Consider the following 17285-nt stretch of genomic DNA (forward strand, 5'->3'; position numbering starts at 1 on the left):
TTATCCCCCGCGGATTATTAGTCTGACTGCCCGTTAATTCGAGATAAAGGGAAGAAAGTGCTAACACATTTTAGTATAATTGTGTTAGCACTTTTTTTAGGAGTAATAAATGAAGAAAATGATTGGTATTGTCGCTATTATTTTACTTACAGCCCTTCCCGAACGAGAAAGCCCATCGCCTTTAGGCATGGGATGAAAGTGAGGTTGGATACGGAGTACCACTGAAAATCGCAAGGTTCGTGGTACTTTAAGTATCCAAAGTATAGGTAGTTTCTTCGAGTCTTTTTGTTGTAATTTTTCGAAAGTAAATGATACATTGTAACTAGAATCAATGATGATAGAAGTGCGTTTCAAAGTGTTTGAGAGGAAAATCTCCTCACCTCATGTAGTTGTAAAGTCTATGGACACGTTCTCATTTTGTTTCTATTGCTAGGAATGTATCACATGAACGATGTTGAAAATCAAAAAACAAGGGGATGAAACGTATGTCACAGACCCTAACAGTGAAAGTCAAATTGATTCCAACAAAAGAACAAATCCGTTTATTAGAACAAAGTAGTCAGGAATATATCAAAGTCATAAATACACTTGTATCAGAAATGGTTGAAGCAAAAGAAAGTACGAAAAAAAGCACGAAAAATATTGAAGCAAATATCCCAAGTGCGGTGAAGAATCAAGCAATCAAAGAAGCGAAAAGTTTGTTTGCTACAAAAGTAAAGAAAAGCAAGTATAAAATCATTCCGATTTTAAAGAGGCCTGTTTGTATATGGAACAATCAAAATTATTCGTTTGACGCCACTCATATTTCAATCCCGTTTAAGGTAAATGGAAAGTCCACTCGTGTAAAAATCCGAGCTTTATTAAGCGATAAAAACAATCGTAATCTGAATCTGTTAAAACATAAATTAGGTACACTTCGCATCACAATGAAATCGAATAAGTGGATGGCCCAAATATCTGTCACGCTTCCTACAAATGAAAAGGCAGGAACGAAAATTTTAGGAGTAGACTTAGGTCTCAAAGTCCCCGCGGTAGCAATCACTGATGATGATAAGGTTCGTTTCTTTGGAAATGGTAGGAACAACAAATATAGGAAGCGTAAGTTTCGTAGTGCTCGCAAAAAGTTAGGAAAAGACAAAAAAGTAAATGCCATTCGGCGAATGGATGATAAAGAACAAAGATGGATGCAAGATAAAGATCATACAATAAGTCGTGAAATCATTAATTTTGCGATTGCAAATCATATTTCTGTCATTCGATTAGAACAATTAATGAATATAAGACAGACGGCAAGAACAAGCCGTAAAAACGAAAAAAACCTACACACTTGGTCATTCTATCGTTTGTCAAAATTTATTGAATATAAAGCGATATTAGCTGATATTCAGGTTGAATATGTGAATCCAGCTTATACAAGTCAAAGCTGTCCGAAATGCGCTAAAAAGAACAGGGCACAAGACAGAAAGTACAAGTGTCCATGTGGGTTTGAGACACACCGTGATATCGTTGGGGCGATGAATATTCGCTATGCAACTGTGATTGATGGTAACAGTCAATCAGCCTAAGCACCTATATGGTCTGGTTTAGGAGGGGCAATGAGATGCCCTCATCTTGAAGGCTGTTCAAAACAGAAATGGACTGCGAACGCTTAGTCATTCAAGAATCCCACCCGTAATTTCGTAAGGATTCGGGCTTGCGACTTTAGTCGTGGGAGTCTCAAATATTATGCTTTGCATAGTACACCATCTCTTGCGGTACGGACTGCATTATTCTTTGAGGGACATCCAACTGTTGCTTTCTCTGGTGAAGTGAAGAAAGAACGGGATGTGAAAAAAGAGTGGTTTTTCTATAAAGTGAAACTTTAATCCGTGGGGGTTTTGTTCATCCACACTGATTTAGCCTTCACCAATCGGGTGTTATTAAAAATAGGAGGAAAAGTGATGTCAACTTATAACAGGTTAGTAAGAGATCGTGTCCCGGAGAAAATTTTGATGTCTGGAAAAACATATACAGCACAAAAATTAACAGGGCAAGCTTACATACAAGCGTTAGCGAAAATTGGTACAGAAGAAATTCGTGAATTTGCTTCGATGAAAGAGCGTGAACATGCGCTAGATTCACTTGCAGATGCACTTGAAATTATTATTTCATTAGCGCGTGCAGAAGGTGCAACAATGGAAGATGTAGAGCTTATTCGTAAACAGAAAGAAGAAGAGCGCGGCGGGTTTACAAGAGGGATTTATTTGATGGACGTTTCGGAAGAGTAGTTTTATAGAAAAAGCACAGCTTACTCAGTAGCGCTGTGCTTTTTTCCTGCAATTAGGCTAATGATTAAGAAGATAATAGTTAATGCCCAGCCAATTGTAATTGAGGTAGTAGTGTGAACGACATAAGAGACTTGTAAACATAGTAATGATGATAAAAACCAAATAAGTGCAATATGTACATGTTTTTTCGTTACATTCATTTTTGTTATCTCCTTTTCACTTACTAAACTAAATTTTACTATAATTTAGAAAATTAGACTATATGAGTAGAGGTTTTATTGTAATTTCGCTATACTAAATAGTAGAAAAAACGAGGGGGAAACGACAATGGCACATCATGCGAAAGAAACGATGGAATTAATCAAGGAGCTTGTCTCTATTCCAAGTCCATCTGGAAACACGGCGAAAATTATTAATTTTATTGAAAACTATGTAAGTGAGTGGAATGTAGAGACGAAGCGTAATAATAAAGGCGCTCTTATTTTAACGGTTAAAGGGAAGAATGATGAGCAGCACCGTTTATTAACTGCACATGTTGATACGTTAGGCGCAATGGTGAAAGAAATTAAGCCAGACGGTCGTCTTCGACTATCTATGATTGGTGGATTTCGCTGGAACTCTGTAGAAGGGGAATATTGCGAAATTGAAACGTCAAGCGGTAAGACGTATACAGGTACAATTTTAATGCATCAAACTTCTGTCCATGTGTACAAAGATGCAGGGGAAGCGAAGCGCGATGAGAAAAATATTGAAGTGCGTATTGATGAGCGTGTCTTTTCAGCAGATGCAGTACGTGAGTTAGGAATTGAAGTAGGAGACTTCGTTTCATTTGATCCACGCGTTCAAATTACAGAGAGTGGATACATAAAATCACGTCATTTAGACGATAAAGTAAGTGTAGCAATTCTATTAAAATTAATTAAAAGATTGCAAGATGCAAAGGTAACATTACCATATACAACACATTTCTTAATTTCTAATAATGAAGAAATTGGATACGGTGGTAATTCTAATATTCCAGAAGAAACTGTTGAATATTTAGCAGTTGATATGGGAGCGTTAGGTGATGGACAAGCATCTGATGAATATACAGTATCCATCTGTGCAAAAGATTCTAGTGGCCCATATCATTATGCATTACGTAAACATTTAGTTGAGCTTGCGAAGGCGAACGATATTGAATATAAAGTAGATATTTACCCGTACTACGGATCTGATGCATCAGCTGCGATTCGCGCCGGCTTTGATGTAAAACATGCGTTAATTGGGGCGGGTATTGATTCTTCTCACGCATTTGAGCGTACGCATGAAAGCTCGATTACACATACGGAAGCATTAGTCTATGCGTATGTAATGTCTAATTTAATTGAAGACTAATTTCATAGATAATAGAGAGCTGATTAAAGGTACTATTTTTAATCAGCTTTTCATTTGGCGAAGCGATTAGGAGATATGTCCTAATCGCTTTTTTATCCCGCTATTTGCGGGCTGACTAATTTTTTATTTTATATACATTCATTACAAATTATATATATGCGATTTTCGTTATACGGCGGGAAACGTATTTACTATAGATATATAATGTTATAAACTATGAAAGGATTAATTATTAGTTAATATTTTATAGTTAGTTTAATGGGAGAAATTGTATAAATATGAAGTTTCGAGAGGAGATTTATTTTTCATGAAGTACAAAGCAATAGCCGCAGGTATATTAGCAGCAAATTTACTAGCACATCCAATTAGTAGTTTAGCAGAAACGAAGAAATTTCCTGATGTTTCAGATAGTGCGTGGTCGAAAGACGCAATTTATTATTTAGTAGAGAGAAATGTAATTAACGGTATGCCAGATGGTAACTTTATGCCATACGGAAATTTAACACGTGCCCAGGCAGCAAAGATTATCGCAACAGCAATTGGCGTTAAAGTAGATCCAAACGCAAAGCCGTCTTATAATGATGCAAAAAATAATTGGGCAGCTCCATTTATTGCAGCCATGGAAAAAGAGAATATTATTAAAGGGCGAGAACCAGGAGTATTTGATCCTGAAGGGAAAGTAACTCGTGCTGAAATGGCAGCTATGCTTGTAAGAGCATATAATTTGAAAAACAAAGTAACAGGACCAGTGCCTACAAAATTTGCTGATTTAGAAAATCATTGGGGTAAAGAAGAAGTTAATATTTTAGTAGAATTAAAACTTTCTTTAGGTACAGAGGATGGCTGGAAACCGAATGATTCTATTACGCGTGAACAAGCAGCTCAACTTACTGCGCAAACAGATAAATTTAGCAAAAATAGTGATCGTCCAGTAGAAACAAAGAAAATGTACATAGATAGAAAATTCATTACATATCACGCACCATCATTAACATCTGGGATTAGTGCAAATCAGCATGATCCACAAATGGTTGAAGTAAAAGAAGAGCGAGATGGATGGATCAAAATTGCAACAAGTAACGGTGATAAATGGACACCTTTAGTAGAGAAAACAGAAGCTATTAATGAAGGATTCACTACATATGCAGGGGCTGTCCATACTTCTAAAGTACTAGGTACATATGGAGCACAACAAGTAACTGTTATTGAAGAAAGCGGTAGCTGGATTCGCATTCGTACAAATAGTGGTTTCCAATGGGTTGATAAAAATCAATTGAACCCAGTGAAACAAGGGAACTTCTTAGAAGGAAAGGCAATTATTATTGATCCGGGGCATGGTGGAGCGGATTCAGGTAATCCAGGTTATTATGAGAAAGAAAGTCAAACCGTATTAGATGTATCATTACGATTACAGAAAATATTTGAGAAAAAGACACCATTTACTGTGTTATTCACTCGTACAGATGATACACGTCCAGGAACAAGTGCTTCTGATTCTTTAAAGAAACGTGTAGAATTTGCTCAAAAAAATAATGGGGATATCTTTGTAAGTATCCATGGTAATGGTACGGAAAGTAAAAATGGACAAGGTACAGAAACGTTCTACTATGAATCAGCGACAGCAAGAGGAACAAATCCTAACGTATCAGAAAGTCGTTTACTAGCAGAAAAAATTCAAGAGCGTCTTGTAGATGCAATGGGAACAAAAGATCGTGGTGTGAAAAAAGGCGATTTATACGTAATTAGAGAAAATACAATGCCAGCTGTATTAGCAGAATTAGCATTTGTAGATAATAAAAGTGATGCGGATAAAATAGCTACACCAGCGCAAAGACAAAATGCAGCGGAAGCTATTTATCAAGGTATTTTAGATTACTATGAAGAAATGGGTAACAACGTGTCTTCTTTCCGTTAATAAATAAAAGAGATTGCCATTGGCAGTCTCTTTTTATTTGTTGTATGAATGATAAAGGTTTCTCTTTATTTCGGGCATGTGATATCATTTAATTTTATATAAATAGTATTCGAGTAATTGTAATCATAACAATTTAAAATGATAAAGGATGATCATAGATTGAATAATCATAGTAAAACACCTGCCTGTATATATACGTATGCGTTTCGCGAAGAGGAGCGTGCTTTATGTTACTTGGAAATGCGCTCGTTCTTTGGGATGGAGTCTCACGTTAATATTTTGAAAAGTGAAGTCAAGATTGCTCCGAGTAGAAGTCCGTTTATTAAAGAGCGCGTTGAGGTTATGTATGAAGGGGACGACTTAGAAAGCATTTTAGAACAAGTGGAACAAATTGATTTAGCAGGAGCGACATTCAAAGTTATCTTCGTTAAAATCAATGATCTTGGTAAAGAAAATAAAATTGAATATGGGGAAAGACGCCTTATTGAACGAGACCTTGGCATGCATATTGAAGGAGAAGCGGATGTTCGTAATCCAGAGCGTGTATTCGGGATTGTTCCTCTTGGAGGACGCTGGTACTTCGGACACTATGTAGAAAGTGATCCGGTTTGGTATCATCATATAAAAAAACCGCATAGCTATTCGACATCACTGAGCACACGTGTTGCTAGAGCTGTCGCAAATATCGCTGTACCAAACCCAGATGGAGTACGAGCTATTGACCCGTGCTGCGGCATTGGAACAGTAGTAGTAGAAGCACTTTCCATGGGAATTAACATCGTTGGTAGAGATATAAATCCACTTGTAGTTCTTGGAACGAGAAAAAACATCGCACATTTCGGATTTGAAGGAACAGTAACAAAAGGTCCAATCGAGGAAATTACTGAGAACTACGACGTTGCAATTATCGATATGCCGTACGACTTATTTACGCATGCAACACCAGAAGACCAGTTCTCCATTCTTTCAAGTGCGCGCCGCATTGCTAAAAAGGTAGTCGTTGTCACGATGGAAACAATGGACGACATGATACATGAAGCAGGATTTGAAATTACAGATCGCTGTATCACAAGAAAAGGATCATTTTCTAGACAAATTCTTGTTTGTGAATAGGAAAAGTCACCCGTTTATTAAATTAATAAATTACAGGATAGTTAGTCCATTATGAGGCTGATTATCCTTTTTTATTTAACAACAAATACAAAAACTCCATTTTGAATAAAGATTGATCAAAATGGAGTTACCCTTTTTAGCTAAGTATGAGATTTTTATAAAAAAGTTTGATTATTTTACTGAGCCTTAATGAATAACATTTCAAGAATACCAATAAAAAGCATAATCAGTCATAACTGAAGAATCACCCAACTGATGTAACATAGCTGAAATATTCCCTCTATGATAGGTTCCATGATTCACAACGTGTAAGACCATTTCAGATATACTTGTTTCTCTTAATCCTGCCCATGGATTATCCAACATTATTCTCTTTTCCATATCTTCCTGTCTGTTCAAAAAGGTTTTAAACCGGGATGTTAAAGTGTGAAATTCCGTTTCTAAGTCTTCAATGGGCAGTTTCTCAATCTTTTCTTGAATTTGAAATGAAGATTGCATTGCTTCATTCATACTCTGACCCTCAAGGGTATGAAGCCATCCATATTCCACCAAATAGAGATGAGATAAAACCTTTGAAACAGAAGAAAAGACACTTTTCATTTCCTTTTGATATTTCTCAGGAGAAAGTGTCTTAAGATGATCAATAATCCGTTGATTTGCCCATACATGATAGTTATATAGATTTTCTACATGATTTGCCATACAATCGCCTCCTTATCATCACGTTTTTTAATGTTCTTTATCAGAATGAATTATTCCTTTAAATATCATTACTTATTTGATGAGATCTTCAACTAAATGGCCCAATTGTTGAACAAAGGTCAAAGCAATCTTCAATTAACCTGCCCCGTTAGTTGAAGTACATTTCTTCACAATGTTTATCGTTAGATTAACATAAATATCCAACAAGAAAACATCAAACCTCTAAGAAATCTATAGAGGTTTGATGTTTTTAATCAATCTTTTTTACAAAGCTACACTTGTGACAAAAAAGCTTATTTTTTCATTTTGTGGTGATTCTGAATTCTTAAGTTGATGGGTATGCCTGTTTGGTTGACCTTTTTTAGTTTGTATCAGTGTGTGATTAGTTGGTAGTTTAGATGGGAGATTTGACGGGATTTGTTGAATAGACGATATATCTCGAGAGTTGTTTTGTTAGTAAATTACTCTTCTTTCGTTGTCTCTTGTTGTGCGATTAATAAATTGCGTAATACGTGTGCACGGTAACTTTCTAGTTTTCGTCCTTCATGATAGCGAACACCTAATTTTTTTAGCTCAGCTACGTACCAGCCTTTTGTTCCGTAATACATTGGATCACTTCCTTTTTTCTTTTGAACAGTATATGTGCTGGGGCGAGAGAATTTTCTTTTTTTATTCATGAAATTTGTAGAATTTAATATTGAATATTCAGTTTATTTTTATTATGATTAACTTATTATCGGATGACAGTGATTAGCCTCGCTGTAGGCCCGGATTTATGTTTGAAAGTGAAGAGAGTAAACTTCTTTCCACTTGAGCTTCTTTAGCAGAAGTACGAGCTATAAGGATAAGGGTAGTAAAATTCAATGCAAATGTGTACATTGTTTTTCTGGCTCTTAACATAGTAACGGAGGATGAAATATGCGTAAAGGGACATTTTTTATGGCAGGACATTCGAGACTTCCGAAAGGGATGGCTGTTCGCAGTATGTATGAAACATTAACGATTACAATTGAGGCAGATCATAAATATCACGTTATTATTGAAGCGTCATGTACGCTTGCGACAGATCACGGTAGAGACTTCGTCGCTCAAATGTTGAGAGGGCATAGTTTGCAAGATGGTATTGAGGAAATCGTTCAAGATATTACGGACCATTATCAAGGAAAAGCGCAAAATGCTATCGTCAGTGCGGTGAAAGATTTACATCGCCAATATGTAAGTTATTTAAATGATGAACAGCCCAGGGGAGAGTACGAGGAAACAACACCATAAAAACTATCCAGTTTACAACCATAAACGAGAGCCAGTTGTATTTCTTTTAAAGAGATACGACTGGCTTATTTTATTGAGGAGGCAAGAACTATGAAAAAGTTAAATGAAGTGTAAGTTGTAAAACAAGAGATGAAAAAAAAGGGTGCGTAGAAAGTAAGGGGATTTTTAAAACGTATAAAGTATGTAGAGAAAATAATAAAAAACGAATTGACAGTTATAATATTTTGAATTATTATTTAATTAATCAATAAGGTCCATACGAGAAATTAGCCTTCTCTATATTCGATCTTACTTTCCTGTTTTACAAATATTTTCATACAAACTGTCTATTATTATTGTACTTTAAGAGATTAAAGAACACTCGTAATTATGAGCCAGTTGTACGTTTCTACGATTTTATGTCGTGGATACGTATGACTGGCTTTTTCGATGTTAGGGCAGTAAGACCGAATCTCAGCATAAGAAGATAAGGATAACTGTCTGTAAAAAACGTCAATACGTTCTTCATATTTAAATTAGGGAGGAATTGAAATGTCGATTATTACAGAACAAAATGCAAAGATGAAATTTGCAAAGAAATATGAGGGGTATGAAATTGCTCCTCATCCAGAGCATAAACGTTTATATCATATTACGCTAAACCAGCAATTGCTTAAGCAGTTTTTTGAAGAGGTAAAAGAGCATTCAGAGCAGTCACTGCAATATATTCCTTATTCTCGATTTAATCTTGCGGATGGAATGAGAAAGATTTTTGGGCAATCATTTATGGATAACATTCGCGGCATTGTTCATGACCGTGAAACGGGCGGATTTACAATTGGGGTACAAGGTGAAACGGCAGATCCAGCAGACTATGTGAAATTTGCAACAGCATTAACACATTTAATCGGGGAGCCAAATTTTGATGCAATGACAGGAACGTATTATGCTAGATTTAATGTGAAAGATACGGATAGTAGTGATTCTTACCTTCGTCAAGCGTACCGATTGTTTACTCTTCATACGGACGGTACATTCGTTGATGAGCCGACAGATTGGCTTCTTATGATGAAAATTGAAGAGCGAAATGCAGTAGGCGGAGAATCTCGTTTACTACATTTAGACGATTGGGAAGATCTTCAGAAATTTAGAGATCATTCACTCGCATCTGTTAAAATTACGTATAAAGCACCACCAAGTAAAAATTCGCAAGAAATCGTCTATCGTGAAACGTTTTTTGATGTAAATAACGCACCATGTATTTGCTTTATTGATCAGTTCGCCTATCCAGATAATATTGAACAAGCAAACTATTTGAAAGACTTATCATATTCTGTTGAAAATTCACCAGCAACGCATGCATTGAAATTACCAATTGGCGATTTAGTCCTTTTAAACAATTTATTTTGGATGCACGGAAGAGCTGCATTTGAGAAAAATAAAGATTTATATAGAGAACTAATGCGTCAACGTGGTTGTTTTTCTAAATAAGTTTGTACGGCGGGTCTTAAAAAAGGCCTGCCTTTCATCATATTAAGGGGGAAGTAGGATGTATGACTTTATAATTATTGGCGGAGGAATTGTTGGGCTTTCAACGGGAATGGCTTTAACGAAAAAATTCCCTCGTGCGAAAATCGCGATCATTGAAAAAGAAAAGGAACTTGCACATCATCAAACTGGACATAATAGCGGAGTAATTCATTCTGGAATTTATTATAAACCAGGGAGTTATAAAGCGAAGTTTGCCAAAGAAGGAAACGCAGCTATGGTTCAATTTTGTAAAGAAAATGACATCGCTTATGACATGTGCGGAAAAGTAATTGTCGCTACAGAAAAGGACGAACTTCCTCTTTTACATAACTTATATGAGAGAGGCTTACAAAACGATTTACATATTGAAAAAATAAGTAAGGAAGAATTAGCTGAAATTGAACCTCATGTAAAGGGACTTGGGGCAATCAGTGTTCCATCTTGCGGAATTGCTGATTATAGAGGAGTAAGTTATGCGTTTGCTCGCTTGATCCAAGAAAGCGGCGGAGAAGTACATTTAGGAACAGCGGCGGAGCGTATTACTGAGAAGAAAGACGCTGTAACAATTGAGACGAATCAAGGTGTATTTAAAACGAAATTTCTCATTAACTGCGCTGGATTACATAGTGATCGCATTGCGAAAAAGACAGGAATATTAACGGATATGAAAATTGTTCCGTTCCGCGGTGAATATTACGAACTTGTCCCAGAAAAACGCCATCTCGTAAAACATTTAATTTATCCAGTTCCAAATCCAGAATTCCCGTTTCTAGGTGTTCATTTCACAAGAATGATAAACGGAGACGTACATGCAGGACCAAACGCCGTATTAAGCTTTAAGCGAGAAGGCTATACGAAAACAGACTTCAACATAAAAGACTTCATGGAAACAATGACATACACAGGCTTTTGGAAAATGGCGATGCCAAATATGAAAGAAGGCATAAAAGAAATGGTGCGCTCATTTAGTAAACAATCATTCCTAAAAAGCTTACAGCGCTTAATACCAGAACTTACAGAAAAAGATATCGTGCCAACCCATGCAGGTGTAAGGGCACAGGCTATATTATCGAACGGAAATATGGTTGATGACTTCTGCATTATCCCTGGCATAAACTCTCTGCATATTTGCAACGCACCATCCCCGGCCGCAACGGCTAGTATAAAGATTGGTGAGGAGATTGTTAAGCAAGTGCCGGATGTGGTGGCGGTTAGGGTTTGATGGGTAATGGGTCCCCGAGTGATTTGAGTCATAAATCCGCCTCACTTTGAACGATAATATTACCGTGAATCATGAATTTGAAGAATCCCTTCTCACAAAGTGAAGCTTTAATCAGTGGTAGTTTTTCCTCAGCATTAGGACTACGAAATTGAAAAATATTTAAAGAAAATACGACATCACTTCTATTTCTAGTTTATTAAAGTAGGCTTATAGTAAGGATTTCTAAAAATATAAAGGAGGGATATGCTTTGTTTCCAGGTACTTTATATGAAACACATGTTAAAACAAAAAATTTAGAAGTGGCAAAAGAGTTTTATACTAAACTTGGATTATTTCATGCTCACACTATTGAAGAACGCCGCGTAGCATTCTTTTGGTTTAATAAAGAAAATAAGAAGGAACAAATGCTGGGCATTTGGGAAGTATCGGAAGAAGCATTCCATACAAGCCACTTTGCATTCAAGGTTAACTATGAAGAAATCACTTATGCAAGAGAATGGCTTCTTAATAAAGGAATAAACCCAAGAGCCGCTTTCGGTCTTGAACCTTCCGAGCCTATGGTTCAAACGTGGACACCGACTGCAAATCTTTATTTTTATGATCCTGACGGCAATTCTTTAGAATTTCTATGTTTACTTCCTGAAAAGAAAAAAGTAAAACAAGATGTCATGTATTTGAGTGAGTGGGAAAGCTTGGAGAGTGAAGAATAAATTTGATTTTTAACTCGAATTTCGCAACGCTATTTTAAAGGGAACCATAACCTTATCTAAGTGGTAAAGTTATGGTTTAAATCATCCCCCTGAGTTTTCGGGGGATCTTTTTGTTTTGGGGTTAATAATCACATACTGTATAAAAAAATAGACAGTAGTATGTATTTTTCAAAAAATGTATACAGATTTATCCCGCATTAACTGCCCATAAAAGCCCGATTGGTGTGGGCTAATAATCAGTGGGGGATGAAGATCCCCACTGATTAAAGTTTCACTTTATACTCTATGCGTTGGCATGATACTTGCAATGAAAATAGTATTAACATATAGGGGAGAGATAGAAATGAAGGTTAGTAAAATATACACAACAATTGATGCTCACGTAGCTGGGGAACCACTTCGAATCATTACGGGCGGAGTGCCAGAGATAAAGGGAGAAACGCAACTAGAAAGACGCGCATACTGCATGGAACATTTGGATCATCTTCGCGAGGTTCTTATGTATGAACCGAGAGGACATCACGGCATGTACGGTTGTATCATTACTCCGCCCGCAAGTCCTCATGCTGATTTTGGCGTATTATTTATGCACAATGAAGGCTGGAGTACGATGTGTGGTCACGGAATTATCGCTGTTATTACAGTTGGAATTGAAACAGGTATGTTTGAAGTGACAGGTGAAAAACAAAAATTCATTATTGATAGCCCTGCCGGGGAAGTTATTGCGTATGCAACATATAACGGGAGCGAAGTAGAGGCAGTATCATTTGAAAACGTTCCTTCGTTCGTATACAAGAAAGACGTTCCTATCAAAATAGATGACTATGAATTTCAAGTAGATATCGCGTTTGGCGGAGCATTCTACGCTGTAGTGGATAGTAAAGAGTTTGGTTTGAAAGTCGATTTTAAAGATTTAGCTGCAATTCAAACGTGGGGCGGTAAAATTAAACACTACATTGAAAGTCAAATGGAAGTAAAACATCCACTTGAAGAAGATTTAAAAGGAATATACGGAGTTATTTTCTCAGATGAACCGAAAGGAAAAGACGCTACTTTACGAAATGTAACGATCTTTGCTGATGGGCAAGTAGACCGTTCCCCTTGCGGTACAGGAACATCCGCAAGAATCGCAACTCTTTTTGAAAAAGATGCGTTACAAAAGGGAGAAATTTTCGTCCACGAATGCATTACTAACGGGAAATTCGAGGGGGAAGCATTGTCGTTAACCGCAGTAGATACATATGAAGCTGTCGTTCCGAAAGTAACGGGGAATGCATTTATTACAGGATTTCATCAGTTCGTTGTAGACCCGAGAGATGATTTGAATCGGGGATTTTTGTTAGAGTAGAAGGAGGAGGTGGAAAGATATGCTAGTCATAAGCGCGAACGAACAACGAAACTTAGTAAATATGAAGGAAGTCATTGAATACGCGGCGCTTGCTTTAAAAGAATTTTCAGCAGAAAGAACGATCACACCAATTCGCGGTTCATTACCATTTGCGAACGGCCAAAATACTGCGTTAATTATGCCTTCAGTAGCGGAAGGACTTGAAGCACTCGGTTTAAAAGTAGTAACGGTAGCTCCGCATAATAAAAAGATAGGAAAGAAAACGATAAACGGAATTGTTATGCTATCAGACTTTCAAACGGGAGAACCGCTTGCACTTTTAGAAGGATCGTACTTAACGATGATTCGAACAGGCGCCTTATCAGGAGTAGCGACAAAATATTTAGCTCGTCATGACGCAAAAAACTTATGCATCATCGGCACTGGTGAACAAGCGAAAGGAATTGCAGAAGCTGTACTCGCCGTTAGGGATATCGAAAAAATCATTCTATATAACCGAACGGAAGAAAAAGCCTATGCATTTGCGCAATATATACAAGAAAAATTCAGCAAACCAGCGTACGTCTACAGAGATCCAAATGAAGCAATAAGCGAAGCAGACATCATCGTCACAACAACGAATGCATCCACACCAGTCTTCTCAGAAAAACTACAAAAAGGCGTCCACATAAACGCCGTCGGTTCATTCAGACCGAGCATGCAAGAACTACCATCTCACGCCATCGCTAACGCAAACAAAGTAGTAGTCGAATCAAAAGAAGCAGCATTAGAAGAAACAGGTGACCTCCAAGTTCCTATAAAAGAAGGCTTGTTTGAGGCAAGTGACATCCATGCTGAACTTGGTCAAATTATAAGCGGGGAAAAAGCTGGTAGAGAGAACGATGAAGAGATTACTGTTTTTAAATCAGTTGGTTTGGCGGTAGTGGATATTATCGTTGCGAAGTATTGGTATGAAAAAGCGGTGGAGTGTGGAGTTGGTACTAGGATTGAGTTGTGAGACTGCCTTTTGGTGGTCTTTTTAATTTGGGGGATAAGTTACTCTGTTTGGCTATTCAAATATTTTTGTATATGAAAGTGTGTTGAAATTGTGGTGTTCTTTTTGTTTATAATGCGCTTTTGCATCTCAAATACAATGCAAAAGCTAGGGGTTAAATGACGTTCATAAGCAGTTGTTGAGCTTCTTCGCATGGGAGGGCTCGAATTCTAAGAAAGCAGCCGACTTTTATACAAAGAGTCGGCTATTTTTCTGTTTATTTAATACTCTAAAGATACACATCTTAAAGGGTATAAGATATTTATGTTCAAAACACCTTGGTAATTGATTAGAGAAATGAGTTTGGAAAATAGATTAATTTTAGTTAGAGAAGAAGGACTTAGAAAAATATCAGTATTGGATTCTATTGGAGTTGTCTTTGTTTGTCCCTTATTTTCCAATTGGAGAATAAGGGACAAAGTTTTATGAAGGAGTAAATTTAGATATCAAGTATGCAGATTTTTTTACCATTCCCGCCATTCTTCTGTTATATCTTCTTCGGATTCTAAGCCAGCTATTCGTGCTGCTGTATCGATAAATTCATAGAGATCTTCTCTTTCCATTGTTTCGATAAAATGGTCATGTTCGATATTTAGTTCATTTAGTTTAATAACTACCTCTTTAACAACTTGCATTACTTCAACTTCGGTTGGAGTCTCGCCTAATTGCTCTAGATGGTTAATGTAAGTGTCAAGAACCTTATTTGTTGCACTTATATTTTCTTCAGTGAAAAATTCCCCATCTTCATCATACTCAACCCATGAGGTTGTTGGTTTGTTTTTTTTCAATTCATCAAATGTCATGATAACCTCCTAAAAGTGTTTTTTATCTTTAATCTCATTCTACATTTTCAATTATATATAACAACCATTTCAGAGAAACTTTCTGTAGGCTGCTAGTTTTCTAACTCATTTTGCTAGGCCACCTATTCGTGGTCTTTTTATTTTACCCTCCGCATAAATATAGTTTATCGCAAGAGTTCATTGATAGATTTCAAACTTTCTACCTTTGCGAAAAAGTTTGACAATACATACGGGTAGTGGTAATTTAAAACCTATAAGAAAACTCGGTATTAATCCCGAGTTTTCTTATAGGTGTAAATAGTCGAGAGGGGTCGAAATATGAAGAAGAAGTTGTTTGCATTACCATTTGTCCTACTATTATTTATTGCATTAGCGGCTTGTTCAGGGGAGAAAGATTCTTCGAAGCAAGCGAACACTAGTAAATCAGGGACTCCGAAAGATGGAGGAACGTTAACAGTTGGTGTTAGTGATAATCCAGATACGATGAACCCGCTTTATGCGAATGATCGTGTGTCGTTAACGATACAGCAAGCTTTATATGCACCGCTGTATCATATGGAAGACGGTAAGAAAAAGTTTGTTCTTGCTGAGAGCTTTACGCCTTCAGAGGATCAATTAACATGGACTTTAAAACTAAAGGATAATTTGAAATGGCATGATGGTAAGAAAATTACATCAGACGATATTGTATTTACATTCCAATCTATTTTAGATGAGAAGCAAAATAGTTCAAGCCGTGAAAACTTTATTTTTAAAGGAAAGCCGCTTGAGGTGAAAAAAGTGGATGAGCTAACGACTCAATTCGTATTACCACAAGTAAGTGCATCTTTCGAAGGGGTTATGAACGATTTCTTCCCAATTCCGAAACATGTATTTGAAGGTGAAGCGGATTTAGTGAAGAGTAAGAAAAACTTACAACCTGTAGGATCAGGTCCATTTAAGTTTAAAGAGTATAAATCAGATGAGTATGTTGCATTAGATCGATTCGATGATTATGTCGGTGGTAAAGCTAAATTAGACTCTATCGTATATCGTGTTGTAAAAGACCGTAATACAGCAAATGTTTCACTACAAAATGGTCAAATCAACATGAAGATGATTGAGCCGCAAGACTTTAAGAAATTAGATAGCACTGGGAACTTCTCAATGGTGACATTCCCTGAAGGTAGATTATTCTACTTATCTTATAACCAAAATACAGATCTTATGAAGAAAAAAGAAGTGCGCCAAGCAATTGCGCATGCGTTAGATAAGAAAGAAATGATTAACTCAGCATTCGTTTCTAGTCAATTCGCAGAACCAGCAAATTCAATCTTAACGCCAGACGCTATGTATTATGCAAAAGACATTAAAGATTATAAGTATGATAAAAAAGAAGCGAAAGATTTATTAGCAAAAGCTGGCGTGAAAGATAAAGAAAAAGTACGCGTTATGTATGTAACGAATAATAAAATTATGGAAAGCTTAGCGCTTTATACACAACAAAAATTACAAGAAGTTGGCTTAGAAGTTGAACTGAATGCATTAGATGCTAGTGCAGCAAGTGAAAAAAGCTTAGATAAAGCGAATAAAGAATATGATATTACATTCGGTGGTTACATAATGGGACCTGAGCCAGATTCATATAAGAGCTTATTCTTAAGTAATGCTGAATACAATTACGCACGTTATAAAAACGCTGATTTCGATAAATTATGGGAAGAAGCTGCGGTTGAAACAGATAAAACAAAACGCGCAGAGCTATACCATAAAATCCAAGATACAGCGAGAGAAGACTTACCTTATCTTCCAATCGCATATCCGAAAGCAGTTATTGCAGTAGATAAAAAGTTTGATGGATTAAAAGAAGCAAAAGCAATTCCAGTTACAATGTTTGAAGATCTATCGAAAATTTATGAAGTGAAATAAGAAACTGTAAAGAAGCTGGTGGAAATCAGCTTCTTTATCCCGCTTTAATGGGCTAATAATCAGTGGGGATGGACAAAACCCCCACTGATTAAAGTTTCACTTTATC

The 17285-nt window shown here is 36.6% G+C and carries 16 protein-coding genes; 12 read left to right on the plus strand and 4 right to left on the minus strand.

Translation table 11 applies throughout. The annotated features are described in order from the left end of the window. Positions 1-485: 485 nt before the first annotated feature. Both MKY90_RS04590 and MKY90_RS04595 read left to right on the plus strand, forming a co-directional pair. Entirely contained in the window at positions 486-1565 is a 1080-nt protein-coding gene (locus MKY90_RS04590) for an RNA-guided endonuclease InsQ/TnpB family protein (RefSeq protein WP_341090511.1), read from the plus strand. 375 nt (positions 1566-1940) lie between these two features. Continuing rightward, positions 1941-2267, plus strand: coding sequence for a nucleoside triphosphate pyrophosphohydrolase (locus MKY90_RS04595; RefSeq protein WP_002125566.1), 327 nt, complete (start codon positions 1941-1943; stop codon positions 2265-2267). Positions 2268-2287: 20 nt separating this feature from the next. Here the strand turns inward: MKY90_RS04595 and MKY90_RS04600 are convergent, their stop codons facing one another. Beyond that, positions 2288-2467 carry a hypothetical protein gene (locus MKY90_RS04600; protein WP_070141061.1) on the minus strand — a complete coding sequence of 60 codons (180 nt, stop codon included), beginning with the start codon at positions 2465-2467 and terminating at the stop codon, positions 2288-2290. Between the two features lie 127 nt (positions 2468-2594). On the opposite strand from MKY90_RS04600, the gene MKY90_RS04605 reads away from it, so the two are divergent. The 3 genes from MKY90_RS04605 (at position 2595) to MKY90_RS04615 (ending at position 6672) form a co-directional block, all read left to right on the plus strand. Beyond that, positions 2595-3644, plus strand: a complete 1050-nt coding sequence (locus tag MKY90_RS04605) for a M42 family metallopeptidase (RefSeq protein ID WP_215599003.1) — start codon at positions 2595-2597, stop codon at positions 3642-3644. 307 nt (positions 3645-3951) lie between these two features. Beyond that, the gene (locus MKY90_RS04610; protein ID WP_215599002.1) at positions 3952-5559 is read left to right on the plus strand and encodes an N-acetylmuramoyl-L-alanine amidase; all 1608 of its coding nucleotides are present in this window, start codon (positions 3952-3954) and stop codon (positions 5557-5559) included. Between the two features lie 159 nt (positions 5560-5718). Then, on the plus strand, positions 5719-6672 hold the full coding sequence (locus MKY90_RS04615; protein WP_215599001.1) for a TRM11 family SAM-dependent methyltransferase: 954 nt from the start codon (positions 5719-5721) through the stop codon (positions 6670-6672). A 201-nt stretch (positions 6673-6873) separates the two neighbouring features. Here MKY90_RS04615 and MKY90_RS04620 read toward each other — a convergent pair whose 3' ends face one another. Beyond that, entirely contained in the window at positions 6874-7374 is a 501-nt protein-coding gene (locus MKY90_RS04620) for a DinB family protein (protein ID WP_001273686.1), read from the minus strand. A gap of 461 nt (positions 7375-7835) precedes the next feature. After that, the gene (locus MKY90_RS04625) at positions 7836-8051 is read right to left on the minus strand and encodes a YflJ family protein (protein WP_098169089.1); all 216 of its coding nucleotides are present in this window, start codon (positions 8049-8051) and stop codon (positions 7836-7838) included. Positions 8052-8292: 241 nt separating this feature from the next. On the opposite strand from MKY90_RS04625, the gene MKY90_RS04630 reads away from it, so the two are divergent. The 6 genes from MKY90_RS04630 to MKY90_RS04655 all read left to right on the plus strand — a co-directional run bounded on the left by MKY90_RS04630 (position 8293) and on the right by MKY90_RS04655 (position 14432). Beyond that, positions 8293-8646: a DUF3870 domain-containing protein gene (locus MKY90_RS04630; RefSeq protein ID WP_215599000.1), complete on the plus strand. Its 354-nt coding sequence runs from the start codon at positions 8293-8295 to the stop codon at positions 8644-8646. 531 nt (positions 8647-9177) lie between these two features. Continuing rightward, positions 9178-10116, plus strand: a complete 939-nt coding sequence (glaH, locus tag MKY90_RS04635; protein WP_098169088.1) for a glutarate dioxygenase GlaH — start codon at positions 9178-9180, stop codon at positions 10114-10116. 58 nt (positions 10117-10174) lie between these two features. Beyond that, complete coding sequence (lhgO, locus tag MKY90_RS04640; RefSeq protein ID WP_098169087.1) at positions 10175-11377, plus strand: L-2-hydroxyglutarate oxidase; 1203 nt, start codon at positions 10175-10177, stop codon at positions 11375-11377. Between the two features lie 248 nt (positions 11378-11625). Next, entirely contained in the window at positions 11626-12087 is a 462-nt protein-coding gene (locus MKY90_RS04645; protein WP_098169086.1) for a VOC family protein, read from the plus strand. A 295-nt stretch (positions 12088-12382) separates the two neighbouring features. After that, positions 12383-13435, plus strand: a complete 1053-nt coding sequence (locus MKY90_RS04650) for a proline racemase family protein (protein ID WP_341090525.1) — start codon at positions 12383-12385, stop codon at positions 13433-13435. Between the two features lie 19 nt (positions 13436-13454). Beyond that, positions 13455-14432, plus strand: a complete 978-nt coding sequence (locus MKY90_RS04655; RefSeq protein ID WP_341090527.1) for an ornithine cyclodeaminase family protein — start codon at positions 13455-13457, stop codon at positions 14430-14432. Between the two features lie 500 nt (positions 14433-14932). Here MKY90_RS04655 and MKY90_RS04660 read toward each other — a convergent pair whose 3' ends face one another. After that, positions 14933-15271 carry a hypothetical protein gene (locus MKY90_RS04660; RefSeq protein ID WP_215598998.1) on the minus strand — a complete coding sequence of 113 codons (339 nt, stop codon included), beginning with the start codon at positions 15269-15271 and terminating at the stop codon, positions 14933-14935. Between the two features lie 318 nt (positions 15272-15589). Between MKY90_RS04660 and MKY90_RS04665 the strand changes: the two genes are divergently transcribed. After that, positions 15590-17179, plus strand: a complete 1590-nt coding sequence (locus MKY90_RS04665) for an ABC transporter substrate-binding protein (protein ID WP_098169082.1) — start codon at positions 15590-15592, stop codon at positions 17177-17179. Positions 17180-17285 lie beyond the last annotated feature (106 nt).

Origin of the sequence: Bacillus sp. FSL P2-0099 (genome assembly GCF_038007445.1) — a bacterium.
GTDB lineage: Bacteria > Bacillota > Bacilli > Bacillales > Bacillaceae_G > Bacillus_A > Bacillus_A mycoides.

Bases quoted from the DNA above. Each gene is read 5' to 3' on its own strand.
- MKY90_RS04590 (WP_341090511.1), top strand. From the start codon at position 486: ATGTCACAGACCCTAACAGTGAAAGTCAAATTGATTCCAACAAAAGAA.
- MKY90_RS04595 (WP_002125566.1), top strand. From the start codon at position 1,941: ATGTCAACTTATAACAGGTTAGTAAGAGATCGTGTCCCGGAGAAAATT.
- MKY90_RS04600 (WP_070141061.1), bottom strand. From the start codon at position 2,467: ATGAATGTAACGAAAAAACATGTACATATTGCACTTATTTGGTTTTTA.
- MKY90_RS04605 (WP_215599003.1), top strand. From the start codon at position 2,595: ATGGCACATCATGCGAAAGAAACGATGGAATTAATCAAGGAGCTTGTC.
- MKY90_RS04610 (WP_215599002.1), top strand. From the start codon at position 3,952: ATGAAGTACAAAGCAATAGCCGCAGGTATATTAGCAGCAAATTTACTA.
- MKY90_RS04620 (WP_001273686.1), bottom strand. From the start codon at position 7,374: ATGGCAAATCATGTAGAAAATCTATATAACTATCATGTATGGGCAAAT.
- MKY90_RS04625 (WP_098169089.1), bottom strand. From the start codon at position 8,051: ATGAATAAAAAAAGAAAATTCTCTCGCCCCAGCACATATACTGTTCAA.
- MKY90_RS04630 (WP_215599000.1), top strand. From the start codon at position 8,293: ATGCGTAAAGGGACATTTTTTATGGCAGGACATTCGAGACTTCCGAAA.
- glaH (WP_098169088.1), top strand. From the start codon at position 9,178: ATGTCGATTATTACAGAACAAAATGCAAAGATGAAATTTGCAAAGAAA.
- lhgO (WP_098169087.1), top strand. From the start codon at position 10,175: ATGTATGACTTTATAATTATTGGCGGAGGAATTGTTGGGCTTTCAACG.
- MKY90_RS04650 (WP_341090525.1), top strand. From the start codon at position 12,383: ATGATACTTGCAATGAAAATAGTATTAACATATAGGGGAGAGATAGAA.
- MKY90_RS04655 (WP_341090527.1), top strand. From the start codon at position 13,455: ATGCTAGTCATAAGCGCGAACGAACAACGAAACTTAGTAAATATGAAG.
- MKY90_RS04660 (WP_215598998.1), bottom strand. From the start codon at position 15,271: ATGACATTTGATGAATTGAAAAAAAACAAACCAACAACCTCATGGGTT.
- MKY90_RS04665 (WP_098169082.1), top strand. From the start codon at position 15,590: ATGAAGAAGAAGTTGTTTGCATTACCATTTGTCCTACTATTATTTATT.